Raw genomic sequence first — 14,509 nt, forward strand, 5'->3', positions numbered from 1 at the left:
GTGTCACGAAACGACTACAGACTGTGAAGGATAAGCCAGATGGGAAAAATCACCGGCTTTCTTGAGATCGAACGTCAGGACCGCACCTCCGCACCGGCATCAGACCGCGTGCGGCACTTCCGCGAGTTCGTCATCCCCATGTCCGAAGAGGGCGTCAAGAACCAGGCAGCCCGCTGCATGGATTGTGGCATCCCCTATTGCCACAACGGCTGCCCGGTCAATAACCAGATCCCGGACTGGAACGATCTCGTCTATTCCGAAGACTGGGAAGAGGCTGCCCGCAACCTCCACTCGACAAACAACTTCCCGGAGATGACAGGCCGCATCTGCCCCGCTCCCTGCGAGGCAGCCTGCACGCTCAACCTCATCGACGAGCCGGTGACCATCAAGTCAATTGAATGCGCGATTGCTGACCGGGCAGCCGAAGAAGGCTGGATCCAGCCGCAGATACCTGCCGTCAAAACAGGCAAGACCGTGGCTGTTGTCGGTGCAGGTCCTGCCGGCATGGCCTGCGCGCAGCAGCTTGCCCGTGCGGGTCATGACGTGACGCTGTTTGAAAAGAACAGCAAGGCCGGTGGCCTGATGCGCTATGGCATCCCCGACTTCAAGATGGAAAAGCACGTCATCGACCGCCGCATTGAGCAGATGGCCGCGGAAGGCGTCACCCTCAAGACCGGCGTCCACATCGGTGTCGATATCTCAGCCGAAGACCTGATGAAGGACTTTGATGCGGTTGTCATGTCCGGTGGCGCTGAAAAACCCCGCGACCTGCCAATCGAAGGCCGCGACCTTGATGGCGTGCACTTCGCCATGGATTTTCTGCCGCAGCAGAACCGTCGCAATGGTGACGAGCACCTCGGCAACGTCGCGCCCATCCTGGCAGGCGGCAAGCGCGTGGTCGTGATCGGCGGCGGCGATACCGGCTCTGACTGCATCGGCACATCCTTCCGTCAGGGTGCCGTGTCGGTCACTCAGCTGGAAATCATGCCGCAGCCGCCGGAAAAAGAAGACAAGCTGATGACGTGGCCCAACTGGCCGCTCAAGTTCCGCACGTCTTCCAGCCAGGCCGAAGGCGCAGACCGCGACTTTGCTGTCATGACCGCCAAATTCAACGGCGAGGACGGCCAGGTGAAATCACTCACCTGCGTCCGGGTCGATGACAAGATGCAGAAGATCGAAGGCAGCGAGTTCGACATCAAGGCAGACCTCGTGCTCCTGGCCATGGGCTTCGTCAGCCCGGTCCACGAAGGCATGATCGAAAGCCTCAGCCCCGAGATGGACCCCCGCGGCAACGTCAAAGCCGAAACAGAGGGCGAAGGCAGCTACAAGACATCCATCGACAAGCTCTATGCCTGTGGCGACATGCGCCGCGGCCAGTCCCTCGTCGTCTGGGCCATCCGCGAGGGTCGCCAGTGCGCCCACACGGTGGACAAAGACCTCATGGGGTCAACCACACTGCCTCGGTAACACGACAGACAATCAAGAATGCAAAAGCCCTCCAGTTCAACTGGAGGGCTTTTCTTTTGCACAAACACACGCACCGCCACCCGCGTCCCCGGACTTGATCCGGGGCCTACTCGCATTTCAACTTGTGAGGGTTTGACAGACTAGCTGTGACGGTCCCCACATTGACTTCACGCACTGCGGTTTCGCTGATCTAAGAGTGGACCCCGGATCAAGTCCGGGGAAACGGACGGCGGTTTGGGTGCTTACTCAGCAACACCGCCACGCAGATCCTCCGGCGGCTCTGTCTGTTTCAGGCCTGCCACGAACGCATCAAAGTCTTCCCACGTTGCATCATGCAGCGCCGTCACACTGTCATCCATGAGCGTGAACAGCTCCGTCATGCCGTTCTTTTCCATTTGCTCGTGCCAGGCTTCGCTCACGGCAATCACCGTGTCTTCCACCGGACCAATCGGCAGACCGCGCACATAGTTCACCAGCGACGTGGAGTGAAACAGCGCCAGAATGAACATGCCAAACAGCATGGAATAAAGCGCGCGCTTGAACGTGCGCGTGGTTTCCTGCTCCGCGTTGAGGGAGGCCTTGGGCTTCATTTCAAAGCCGGGCTCATAAGCGTCGGCTTCTGGATCGATATGTTCCATCATTTTCGAACGCCCTCCCTAGAACTGGAAATAGATGAATGGGGCAACGCCTTCAGGCGCCATGGCCTCAATGGCAAGGATGCCAAATCCAAGCATCAAACCCAAGACCGGCCAAGGGGCCCGCTGCAACAAACGTCCAGCCCCGTTCGCCCAGTTGGACGGCAGGAACTGGCCGGCAAGCGACAGCCCAACAAGCCCAACGATAAACGGCGTTGCAAACTGCGCAGGCTGCGACCAGTCAAAGATACCAATCACATAATCCCACGCGCCGGAGAATGTGGGCGCCCGGAAGAAAATCCAGGCAAAGCAGACAAGGTGGAATGTCAGGATGATGCCCAGCACCGTAGCAAACGAGCTTTGAATGCTGCGTCCAAGCCCCAGGAAGAAAGCAACCGCGCCGCCGCCATAACCGTTGGTGTCTTTGTTCAGCTCTTCCCACCGCTTGGTCAGTGCCCGCTCGACACCCAGCATGGCGCCGTGGAAGGCACCCCAGAACACGAACGTCCACGCCGCCCCGTGCCAGATGCCCCCAAGGAACATGGTCAGGAACAGATTGCGGTACGTCTTGAAGGTGGAGCCGCGACTGCCGCCCAGCGGGATGTAGAGATAGTCCCGCAGCCAGGTAGACAGCGAGATATGCCACCGCCGCCAGAACTCCTGCAGGGAGGACGAGCGATACGGATGGTCAAAGTTGCGCGGAAAGCGATAGCCAAGCAGCGCCGCCACACCAATGGCAATGTCTGAATAGGCCGAGAAGTCGCAATAGATCTGCACCGCATAGGCATAAACACCCAGCAACAGATCACCGCCGCCAAAGGCTGTGGGATCAAAGAATACATGATCGACCACTTCCGTCGCCAGATAATTGGCGATCACCATCTTCTTGAACAGGCCCACAAGAATGAGCACCACCGCCAGCGAGGCCATCCGGCGGCTCACATGGGGTTTGCGCTCAAGCTGCGGCAGGAAATGCGCCGCTCGCACAATCGGCCCGGCCACAAGCTGCGGAAAGAACGAGATGTAGAGGAAGATATCCAGCAGAGATCGCGACGCGTCCACATGGCGGCGATACACATCCACCAGGTACGAGATGCCCTGAAACGTGAAGAACGAGATGCCGACCGGCAGGATCACTTCCAGGAACGGCAGATCCCGCTCGATGCCCCAGGCCGTGAGAAGGTCAGCCAGTGAATCGAGGAAGAAGCCGTAATATTTGAAAAAGCCCAGCACCGCGAGGTTGAGCGCGATGGCAATGCCCAGCACCCATTTGCGCGTCGCGCCGTCATTCAGTCCACCGATAACCCGCCCCGCCGCATAGTTCAGCAGCGACGAGCCCGCAAGCAGCAGCGTGAAGCGCCAGTCCCAGTAGCCGTAAAAGAAGTAGGAAGCGAAGACGAGAACCAGCTTGCGCGCGTCCATGTCCCGTCGCAGTTCCCATGCAACAAGGAACACGATGACGAAGAACAGAGCAAAATCCAGTGTTGGAAACAGCATGCCCGAGCGCGTCTCATTTGGGACAATGGCCCATGGAACGGGTCAAACCGCGCCACAAATCTTAATCCCTGGTTACCCCTGAGCCCGACTTGTCCCGATCTGGAACAGGTTGACCCTCCCTATCTCCCTGCCTTGCCACAAACGCGCCATTCATCGCCTCAAACAGGGCACTGGCGGATGCCTTGTAGCCATCGCCGGTGAGATGCACATGATCAGGCCGCGCCAGTTGGGGGTCTTCCGCCAGGCGCCATTGATGGACAGCGCACGCACCGCCCATCGCCGCGCGCCAATCCCAATGGGCAGCCCCCATCTCAAGCGCCAAGCGTTTTTGCAATGCGAGCACGGCGGACAGCTGTGGCGCATCATGCCAGCGCAACAACGTCTCGCTCTCTTCGGCAATCAGGTCCACATATTGCTGCCGTTCTGCCTCATTGAGCGGCGCACAGCTCCACTCATGGGGCTCGCGGGCATCTGTATCTGCATAATGCGGCAACCGCGTCCCGTCCGGGCCGCCGGTCAGCAAGATCGAGGCATCGGGCGCAAACCGCTTCAAGCGCACCAGCTGTGCCCGCAAGACGGCTTCGTAGTCCCCAAGGTCCAGCTTGTCATCAAATCCTTCATTGGTGCCGTAGCCGACAATGATCAGATCAGGGTCGAGCCGGCCAAGCTCCATGCGCAGCAGATCATCATCCCACCGCGCCATGATTTCTGCTGTTGCCCCCGGCCAGCCGGAATTGGACAGCACCGCCCCGCCCACATCCGCTTCAAGCACCAGGGAGAACAACGCCACCGGTCCATCACCGGCCGCAGCAATACGAACAATCTGCGTGCCCTTGCGCACCGGCAGCGCCGCAAACGCAAATCCTTGCTCGCCCGACGTCGGCACCGCATGGATCCTGCTGTCCACATGCACCTGCAACACACCACCCTCGGGCTGGCGCTGATAGCCGATCAGCAACCGCTCAACGGGTGTTTCAAACCCTGAAAGCGCAATCCACGGGCTGGTGCCTGCCTCCGCCGCCACCCGCGCATTCATCACGCCGAAAGGCCCCGGGGCCTCCTCGTTGCGGGCCCGCACCACGTCCCATCCATCGGACATGTCAATCTCGACACCGCGCGCCGTGTAGAAGGGATAGACATTGCCCGCCGGCAGCATGCCGCGAGAGCCAGCCTTGTCCCTGGCAGCGAACAACGTCCGCAGGTCACCGGAAAACGTGTCGCGGGCAATGTGGCTGTCGCCGATATGCAGAATGCGCACATCGGAACCGGACGCCTGTGCGTCAAAAAAAGCTGCCAGGCCCGCCGGATTGGAAATCGGGACAAAAGTCGTCTGCGGCGCGCCCGCGCCCATCAGCCCCAAAGAGACTGACGCAAACGCAGCAGCCGCAGCCGCCCGTCGCAAGGACAAGAAAATCATTTACTCAGCCGGTTGGCGCAGATCATCCGCCCGGCCGGGCTTTGGCTCAGGAAGCACAAATCCGCGCAGATCAGACAGCGCCCCGGCAATGGTGGAGGCCACTTCTGATACGCCCGCCCGTTCGGAGCGCTGCGGCGTGCCCGAGACAGCACTTTGATCCCCCGGCGCATCAGGCGCATCTGGTTGATCAACACTTGGCGCGACAGGCTGGTCCGGTGCTAAGGGGGCCGTTGCCACGGGGGCCTTGATAGTGGCGCCGGTAATGGGATCAATGAGCGGCGAGACCGCCACTGGTTCAACCGGCAGCTCGACGACCGGCACGACTTCTTCCATCCGGGCGGCTTCTTCCATGGCTGCGGTCACAAAGCCTGCCATCTTGACGTAGCCACGCATGGTGAAGTGAATGCCGTCATTGGTCCGCATCAACCGCTTGCGGCCTTTGTCATCAAGGCCGTATGCGGAGTATTTGCCATTGCTGCCCAGTGTGCGCTGCCATGTGGGCACATAGGTAATGCCATTGGCCACAGCACGCTCCTCGAACAGCGTATTGAAATACTTCATGTCGCGGCCAAAGCGCGGGCTGCGCATGGCCGGCAATTCGACCCAGTAGACCTCCGCCCCCTCATCCTTGAGGACCTGCGTCATGTCATCAATGCGTGCTTTGTAAATCGCTTCCCAGCCCTGCGAGCGCAGGGCATGGCGACCGCCTTCAACAATCGTCTGCCGATCATTGGTGCCGATCATCACAACCGCAACATCGACGCGATGCTTGGCAACGATCTGCCGAACCGCCTTCGACCAGTTGTAAAAGTCCTTGCGCACCAGCCCGGTCGAAACGCGGGAATGTTTGGTGACCTTGTAGCCGTCGGCCTTGGGCAATTTGCGATAGAGCCCGGCCCAGATGCCGTCGCCCAGGGAATCCCCAAAAACATGCACATTGAGCGGACCCGTCCGCTTTTCAGGCACAAAGTCTGGAATGGGCGCCATTTCAACCGCTTCAGGCGTCCCCTGCTCGTGGAGAGCAGGCTCCTGGAGAGCTGGGTCTGCAAGAGGCGGCGGCAGCGTCTCGACCAACGAAGTAGTCGAAGATGTGATAGAGGGCAGATTGGCGGATTGCACGGGCTCAATGGCCTGTGCCAGCGCAGCGCTGCCAAAGCCCAAAGCATGGCCCAAGGCGAGGCCCGCAACGACAACCGTCCCAATCACAGCTCTACGCAACACGCTTAACCCTACCATGTGCCAAATTGGCTCAATGCGGCTCACACTTGCCCCCACAAGATTGTCCCCCACGCGTGGCTCAATCGTGCCCGAGATGGGCGGATGAGTCACCCCGCTTGGTTCCAATCTCCCAAAATGACGTCATACGGCGCGGGCTGGATACGCGGTTTCCCGTCAGGGTGTGCCACCAGCACAACATTTTAGGCTGTCCGGCAAGCACTCTCGCGACCCGCCCCGCATGACGCCCTGATGACATCCAAGCAATTTGCGCGCCCCGCGAGAATGAGATGCCTCAATTGGGTGCCGTTAACGTAAACCGCGGGGTTCCAGCGAAACGCCGTCCACAACCCTGTCGCTTGGATGAACAACCACCCGGTCCCCCTCCTCAAGGCCAGCCACAACCTCCGCCTCCAGAGCATTTCGGCGACCGATCTCAACCGGTGTCAGCACCGCCTCACCGTCTGCCTCCCGAAACACGACCCAGGCGTCCCCATCGCGAAACAGGGCGCTGACGGGCAGCTTCAGCACGTCTTCGGCTTCCCAGACAAAAATGCGCGTATCGAGGCGAAATCCATGGCCAAGCTCCGACCATGCTTCCGGCGGGTCCTCGAAGTCGATGATCACATTCACCCGCTGCTCTTCAATACCCAGCGCCGACACCTTGGTGAACCCGAACGGCTCCACACGTCGCACAATGCCGTTGAGCACCACCGGCCCGCCCCAGTCTTCAATCGCCACCCGATCGCCTTCGGTAACGCGCACTGCATCCTCAGACAGAAGATCGACCACGATCTCCAGATCATTGTCATCGCCCACTTCGATCAGCGGTGCACCCGGCAGCACGATGGCTTCGCTCTCCTGAATGATCCGCAGGACGCGGCCCGTCACCGGCGAGCGCACCGGCACACAACAGCCGGAACCACCGCCGATGTTTTCAGAGTCGGCTTCCCCCGGCTGGATGAGAGTGGCGCGGGCATTTTCCAGTTCAAAGTCCCGCATCTGCAAGGCTGCTTTGGCTTCATCCACAGCGGCCGCTCGGGTGCGTAGATCAAGCCGGGCACGATCAAGTGTAGCCTGTGACACCGTGCCTTTGGCTGCCAGCCGCTGTGCGCGCCGGAACTCCGACTGGGCGAACTCAAGCTCAGCTTCCGCCCGCGTCACATCCGCCACAGCCAGGGTCTGCGCAGCCTCAGCTGCCTTCTCACTGGCCTCCGCCCGGCTCAGCGAGCGCGCGTCCAGAAAGGATGGGTCCGTCGGCTGAATTGTCGCTACGACCGTGACCTGTTCCGTCACCGGGTCACCCACCTCAGACCCGATGCGCAACACCCTGCCGCCCACAGGCGCGGACACCGTGTACACATCCCGGACCCGTGTCTGACCTTCTTCGTTAACGGTGACAGCCAGCGCCCCGCGTTGCACCTCAACGAGATCTGCTGGAACCGACTGCGGCATGAACGCAAGTGCAATCATCCCCAGAACAATCACCGCGATGACAATGCCGACAATGTTACGAATGGGCATGAGGCTAATCCCTCGTCTTTAGAACTGAAATAAGATCAAGCCGCGCCACTCGGCGGCCAACAATAAGGCTGGAGACAAAAGACGCCGCCAGCACGACAAGAATTGAAAAACCGTATGTCGACGGTGCAATGATGACAGGCACCCGGAACAATTCCGTCTCCATGCCAAGCGTGCCAATGAGATGCGCCAGCCCAAATCCAAAAAGACAGCCCGGCAGCAATGCCAGAACCGTCAGCAGTGCCAACTCACCTAATAGAATATACGCCACCTCTGCCCGGCTGAATCCCAGCACACGGAGACTGGCAAGTTCCCGCGCACGCTCAGCCAGCGAAATCCGCGCGGCGTTGTAAACAACGCCGATTGCGATAAAGCCGGCAAACACGGCATTGAAGATGACCATGGTGGAGAAACTCTCATCCACCGTGTCACGGAACGTCTGAACCGCCTTGCGCTGCAACGTCACCCCCGCCACAGCAGGCGTATCCTTGAGCTCGCGGTACAATGCGTCCTGATATGCGCTGTCATTGAGAATGTAAGCGCCGGACACCGCATGCCCCTCCTGCATCACGGCATTGAGAGCCGGCAGATGCATATAGGCATTGAGCCCGATATAGCTTTCCACAACGCGCGCAACAGGAAGCGACAAAACAGGGCGACGCCCCTCCAGCACCTCCACCGTCAGCATGTCTCCTTCACGCGCGCCAAGAAGGCGGGCGAGATAGTCGCTCAGCAGCACGCCGGACTCCGGCAGCACCACAGGTTGCTGGTCAGCGTCCAGGACACGGGAAATCTGGGGCTCCTGCACAAGACCCGTAATCGAGACCCGCTTCTCGCGGGGCCCCTTGACCATGCGCACACCCACCATCCGAAACGGCTCCGTTGCCATGATGCCGGGAAGCCCATCCACAGCACGCACCGCATCGTAGTGACGCGGCCCCTCGAAAATCACCGTCATCGTTTGCCGCTCAGCTTGAAAGAAATTCACGTCGATCATGAAATCCATCGAGTCGAGCGCAAAACTCGAGCCGATCAACAATCCAATAGCGACAGCAATCCCGGTGACAGTCATGCCCGAGCGCACAGGCCACCGGCCAATATGGCGCAGGATCATGCGGGTTGGCTGATCGGTCATCCGCCGGGGCAGTAGTCTTTCAATCAACGCCTGCCCATACCGCGTCGGCGGCGCAGGCCGCATGGCAACCGCAGGTGGCAACAACGCCGCACGGCGCACCGCAGCCAGTGTTCCCAAAAAGGCTGCAAGCACACTGATGCCCGCCCCAAGCGCAAAAACAGCCGGGTCTGCTTTATAGTAGAGGAAGGGGAACTTGAAATACTCCGTATACATCCCGGCCATACCACGCCCCATCCAGGCGCCTCCGGCAATGCCCGCAAAAACACCGATGCCCGTCAACACGCCGACAAATTTGAGGTAGTGAACGCCAACAGCCCAGTTGGAATAGCCAAACGCCTTGAGCAACCCAATCTGCTCGCGTTCTGTCTCAATCATGCGCCCGATCACGACATTGAGCAGAAATGCTGCCACCACCAGAAATATCGGCGGCAACACCGCGCCGAAATTACGCAGCTGGTCCATCTCACTGGTCAAGAAGGCATCTGAAATCTGGTCGTCCCGGTCATATGCCCCGCCTCCGCCATAGCGGTCTGTCAGCGCGTCCACTTCGTCAATCACATCAGACCTGTTGGCGTCTCGCAGCAGTCTGATCAGCGCTTCATTGAAGGCACCATCCAGGTCATAGGCGGCCGCAAGCGCATCACGGTTCATCCACAAAATGCCAAAGCGCTTGGCGTCGGGCATCAATTCACCCGGCGCTATGGCGTAGACAAACTCCGGACTGAGTACGACGCCAACCACCGTCAGGGTACGCTTGCGCCCATTGATGATCGCCGCCACTTCACTGCCCGGTGTAAAGCCATGGGCATCCATAAAGCTTTGATCAGCCAGCACTTCACGTGGATGGTTCGGTTCAGGCCACCGCCCCGCCCGCAGCACCACATCATTTATGGCTGGTCTTCCGGCTTCTGGAATGGAGATCATCCGCCCGGTTGCCGGTTCCACCATCCCCGGCACATCCAGGGTGACATCGACAAAAATGCGGGTCTCAACCGACGCCACGCCGTTGATGCGCGCAATATCAGCCTTGAGGTTTTCAGGGGCACGCTTCACTGGCACCCAGATGTCAGCAAATCGATAGCGCTCGTAATAGGCCGCACGCGTGGCATCCAGTGAGGCCAGCATCCCGTACATCATCACCAGCACAGCCACACCGGCGCCAATGACCGCTGCAATAGCCAGCGCCTGGCCGCGCACCCGCCACAACTCGCGAAGCACTTTCTTGTCCAGCGGATGCAGCAATGTGTGAAACATGCGCTGTGCCCCTACCAGGTGATGTCGCGCGCTGGCTTGCGCGCATCATTGACCACCACACGGGCAATGGCACCGTCGGCAAAGCTCACCACCCGGTGCGCCATATCTGCAATCGAGGCGTTGTGCGTAATCACTGCGGTCGTGGTGCCAAGTTCCGCATTTACCCGTTCAATGGCCTCCAGCACAATGACACCCGTCTGGGAGTCGAGCGCGCCTGTCGGCTCATCACATAACAGAACATCCGGCCGTTTTGCGATGGCACGGGCAATGGCGACGCGTTGCTGCTCACCGCCTGACAACTGCGCTGGGAAGTGATCGACCCTCTCCTTGAGTCCGACAATGTCCAGCGCTTCTCGGGCATCCATCGGGCTGCGCGCAATTTCCGTCACCAGCTCCACGTTTTCACGCGCAGTCAGGCTGGGCACCAGATTGTAGAATTGAAAAACGAAACCCACATTGTCGCGGCGGTACCGCGTCAACTCGCGTTCAGACGCGGCTGTGAGTTCCTGATTGCGAAACCACACCTGCCCGTCCGTTGGCTGATCCAACCCGCCCAGAATATTGAGCAGTGTCGATTTGCCGCTCCCCGAAGGGCCCAGCAGGACGGCGAATTCGCCTTCATAGAGCGCCAAGTCGACACCACGCAGCGCATGGACCTGCACGTCGCCAGTGTCATAGACCTTGGTTATGCCCTTGGTCTGAAAGGTAATCTGCGGTTTCGGGTCGCCGCTTATTGCCGGTGTTCCCATGACAGTCTCCCTTGTAGGAAGAATGTCGGCCCTTAAACCGCCGTGCGCAAGATGTCGTCGACGACGCGCTCAAGATCCTTGAGCGATCCGCAGGTCTGTGCCTTGTGGCAGAACGGCTTGAGCTTCAGCATCTCGCTGTCACCCGTCCCCCAGATACCTTCCGGCTCCGGGTTGAGAATGATGACACGCCGCGCGCGCTGATAAATCAGCTTCATGATATCTGCCCGCGGATTGCTGAAATTCGACCGGGCATCCCCCATCAAGATGACCGTAGTCTTGTTGTCGATGTCATTGAGCGCCAGATTTGAAAAATCCTGCAACGACGCACCGTAGTCCGTCGAGCCACCACCATAGTCGCGCTGGATGAGCGGAATGGCCTGTTCCAGATCCAGCGTCTCAAACAGGTTCGTCACTTCGCCAAGATGTCCCGAGAAAGCAAACGACCGCACATTAGGCAGCACTTCGCCCAGCGAATACAGGAACATCAGCAAGAAGCGCGACACCGTGGCAACAGAGCCTGATACGTCGCAGATCGCCATCACATCCGGCTTGTCCACCTTGCGGCGCTTCCAGTGGGTGTCAAACATCAACCCATCAAAGGCGATGTTGTGCCGGATCGTCCGGCGCACATCCAGATGCCCCCGGCGCGCCTTCTTCTTGCGGCGCGAATGCACGGACACCAGCTTCTTCGACATCTTGCGCACGAGCTGCTGCATCATCTTGAAGTCGCGAATGTCCACATTCGTGAGCCGCACGCTTTCCAGCACTTCTTCGCGCAGGCGCTTGCCTTCGTTCTGCGCGTGGAGCTGCAGGTTGCGCTCCACATAGTCGTCCACGTCCTGGCGCAGCATCTCGCGCATGCCCTTGAGGGCTTTTACCTGCGGACCGCCAACGCCCTCGGCCCGTTCAGCTTCAATAATCTGATCGGTGATTTCCTGCAGCCCGATGCGCTCCATGATCCGCCGGCCATAAAGACCCCGCTGCGTGAAGAAGCGAATGTTCCGTATACCCACCTGTTCACCAGCGCGCGCAATCGCCATGGAGAGCGACGTGCGATCACCAGCCTCAAGCATCTCCATCAATGTCTGATTGAGGTTGGCGTCTTCATACTCGGTGTCATTGACGTCGCCACTCTGCGGCTTGTCCGTCGCACCGCCTTCGCCCGAGCCCGATGGCTGGCCGCCGGACGCAGACGCACTTTCAGAGGCATCACTTTCGCCCTCGGCGTCAGCCTCGTCCCCATCACCCTCACCACTGTCTTCGCCGTCAGCATCCTGAGACCCGTCCCCGGCCTCCTGCTGCTCCTGGTCCTCACCATCCTCGGCAGACTGCCCGGTCGCATTCTCCATCGTCTCAAACGAGAAGAACCGGTCAAACGCTTCATCAAACGACTGCTTCTCGTCCGGCGTCTTCGCCAGTGACAGTGCCAGCGTGTCCTTCAGCAGCGCCCGATCTCCAAACCCCACAAGGTCAGCCGCTTCCATGGCGTCCAGCGTTTCCGCCGGGGAGACCTGCAGGTCCGCCGCACGCAACGCATCGACAAAATTTGTCATCATCTTCGACAAGACAGCGACCCTCTAACTAGGTGCCCGGGGATCCCGGTTTTTCGCGGCCTTTATGCCATGAAACGCAGGAACGCCACAGACGTTCGTTCCGGCCTCGAAACAAGAGACTTAGATTCATCATCAATTTTGATGAAAGGCTACGAGCGACCTTTTTTCTAAGCTTGCTGTTCTGTGGCAACTGTGGCGCGGACGGTTCTGGGGACGACACACACATGCTGAACTTCAGGAGAGGCGCGAAAGATGTTTCGCGTTTTCTTTCGGGTCTTTTGTCAGTCGCGGCTGCAGCTGCGTATTTCGGTCATTCAAGCCCCGCATATGCCGTGTCAGCTGGGTGCACGGCAGCAAATGCGGGCGCCTTCAACCAGAATGTCGCCGCAGGCGGCGCCAACGCGGTGGGGATCGTCGGCGCGTTCGACCAAGGTGACCGCCTCACGATCACTGCCGCCGGCAACCCGAACCTTGCCACGGTCCAATTGCTCCCGAGCAATACCGGCATCTTCGGCACCGCCGTTAATCTGGCGCAGACCGTCACGGTCAACGAAGCTGCCGTGAATGGCCTGGGGATCACCCTTCTCGCGTCGGTGGGACAGGCCGCGACACTCACGATCACCTGCGTTCCGGTTGCCGCCGCCGCGGCAGCCCCCGCCGCCAGCACATCCGGCTCCGCAGCGGCCATGACACCGGCCCAGACGTCCGATGCCATCACATCCTCGACGCAAACGGTCATGGCCAACCGCATGCCAACCACGCCTGCAGCCCTGCCCGGCGCTGGCCCCCGCTCCGTTGCGCGGCCTGCACCTGAAACGAAACAACAACCAACAGTCAGTCTCGAAGAAGCCCTCAAGGACCACTACGTCCGCAATCACGAGGAGCAGCAACAGGCCTGGGTGGTCAACGAAAAGTATATAGAAAGGTTCAAGCGCGGCATTCAGCTTTTCGAAACAGGCATGCCGGTGCCAAAGGATGGGGTGACGCGCCGCGGATGGGAGTATGAAGCCGAACGGCAGCAGATACTGAACCGCTACAACAAGGGGCCGCGCCCAATTTATTTCGAGGACGAGGATCCAGGCGTACCTCCTGTCGACGTCGACAGTGAGGAAAACGAAGCAGAAGAGCTGGATGACGGCGACATCGTGTTGTTCACCCCTGACCGGAATGGCCGCGGGTTCAACTTCGAAATGTCGACCGATGCCCTGCGCCGGCATCTGGCCCTGCGCCTCGACGACACGGGAACCGCGCCTGCAACCCTACCGTCACTCACCATTGGCGGCATGCCCGTGAACATCTGGGCGCGTGGCCGTGGCACGCTGTTCGACCGGCAGAAACGCGCGGGCTCCGATGGCTGGGCGGCTCACCTGCTTGCAGGCGCGGCCCTCAGACTGAGCGACGAACTGACCATCGGTGCCTACGGGTCTTACATGGCCGCTCACAGTGACACAGACCTGTCCAACACAAAGGTCGACACCACTCAGAGCGGCGGTGGCGCCTATCTGCGCTACGCCGTGATGCGGGGTCTGAGCCTTGGCCTGTCCGCAAACCGCGAGACCGGCGAACAGGACATCAAGACACCCACCGGCAGCGGGTCTGCCGACATCAATCTGTGGTCCGTATCATCCTCCGTACAGGGAGCAATCTATCTGCAACCTGTACTGCTGTCCCCCTCTTTGGCTGTTACCTATGCCGAGTTCGAGCGCGACGGCTATACCGACTCCCGCGGCCTCGCCATTCCGGGAACATCATCAGGTGACACCACCCTAAGCGCTGCGATGACCGCGTCACGCAGCTATACTTTCAAGGAGGGCTGGCTGCGCCGCGTTACGCCGCGCCTCAACGGCACAGTGAATTATTTTGCCCGAGAGGATTCAAGCTATCGGGTGTCAGCGACGGAAGTTGTCGAGTCGGACCGCTGGGGCACAAATGTTGGTGCCGGCGTAACCCTGACCACAACTGGCTCAAGCCGCCTGTCCTTCGACGCAGGCGTCATCGGCATTGGTCAGGACACGCTTGGCTATACCGGGCAGCTGCAGCTTGAATTCGGCTTCTAGCGCCAGCAT

10 protein-coding genes are annotated in these 14,509 nt (G+C 60.0%); 2 read left to right on the top strand and 8 right to left on the bottom strand.

Annotated features, from left to right (window positions below; all coding sequences use genetic code 11):
* The first annotated feature begins 39 nt into the window (after window positions 1-39).
* Window positions 40-1,467, top strand: coding sequence for a glutamate synthase subunit beta (locus BN1012_RS12155; RefSeq protein ID WP_043949809.1), 1,428 nt, complete (start codon window positions 40-42; stop codon window positions 1,465-1,467).
* A gap of 242 nt (window positions 1,468-1,709) precedes the next feature.
* Here BN1012_RS12155 and BN1012_RS12160 read toward each other — a convergent pair whose 3' ends face one another.
* The 8 genes from BN1012_RS12160 to BN1012_RS12195 form a co-directional block, all read right to left on the bottom strand.
* Entirely contained in the window at window positions 1,710-2,108 is a 399-nt protein-coding gene (locus BN1012_RS12160; RefSeq protein ID WP_043949810.1) for a hypothetical protein, read from the bottom strand.
* 15 nt (window positions 2,109-2,123) lie between these two features.
* Window positions 2,124-3,599 (bottom strand): MBOAT family O-acyltransferase, encoded by a 1,476-nt coding sequence (locus BN1012_RS12165; protein ID WP_043949811.1) that lies wholly within the window; start codon window positions 3,597-3,599, stop codon window positions 2,124-2,126.
* A gap of 61 nt (window positions 3,600-3,660) precedes the next feature.
* The gene (locus BN1012_RS12170) at window positions 3,661-5,016 is read right to left on the bottom strand and encodes a GDSL-type esterase/lipase family protein (RefSeq protein WP_043949812.1); all 1,356 of its coding nucleotides are present in this window, start codon (window positions 5,014-5,016) and stop codon (window positions 3,661-3,663) included.
* Entirely contained in the window at window positions 5,017-6,345 is a 1,329-nt protein-coding gene (locus BN1012_RS16995) for an SGNH/GDSL hydrolase family protein (protein ID WP_081826370.1), read from the bottom strand.
* 195 nt (window positions 6,346-6,540) lie between these two features.
* Window positions 6,541-7,755, bottom strand: coding sequence for an efflux RND transporter periplasmic adaptor subunit (locus tag BN1012_RS12180; RefSeq protein ID WP_052535213.1), 1,215 nt, complete (start codon window positions 7,753-7,755; stop codon window positions 6,541-6,543).
* A 4-nt stretch (window positions 7,756-7,759) separates the two neighbouring features.
* Window positions 7,760-10,141: an ABC transporter permease gene (locus tag BN1012_RS12185; RefSeq protein ID WP_043949814.1), complete on the bottom strand. Its 2,382-nt coding sequence runs from the start codon at window positions 10,139-10,141 to the stop codon at window positions 7,760-7,762.
* A gap of 11 nt (window positions 10,142-10,152) precedes the next feature.
* Window positions 10,153-10,890: an ABC transporter ATP-binding protein gene (locus BN1012_RS12190; protein ID WP_043949815.1), complete on the bottom strand. Its 738-nt coding sequence runs from the start codon at window positions 10,888-10,890 to the stop codon at window positions 10,153-10,155.
* Window positions 10,891-10,922: 32 nt separating this feature from the next.
* Window positions 10,923-12,446: a VWA domain-containing protein gene (locus tag BN1012_RS12195; RefSeq protein WP_052535216.1), complete on the bottom strand. Its 1,524-nt coding sequence runs from the start codon at window positions 12,444-12,446 to the stop codon at window positions 10,923-10,925.
* A 329-nt stretch (window positions 12,447-12,775) separates the two neighbouring features.
* Between BN1012_RS12195 and BN1012_RS12200 the strand changes: the two genes are divergently transcribed.
* The gene (locus BN1012_RS12200) at window positions 12,776-14,500 is read left to right on the top strand and encodes an autotransporter outer membrane beta-barrel domain-containing protein (protein WP_171815960.1); all 1,725 of its coding nucleotides are present in this window, start codon (window positions 12,776-12,778) and stop codon (window positions 14,498-14,500) included.
* The last annotated feature ends 9 nt before the right edge of the window (window positions 14,501-14,509 follow it).

Source organism: Candidatus Phaeomarinobacter ectocarpi (genome assembly GCF_000689395.1).
GTDB classification, from domain to species: Bacteria; Pseudomonadota; Alphaproteobacteria; order CGMCC-115125; family CGMCC-115125; genus Pyruvatibacter; species Pyruvatibacter ectocarpi.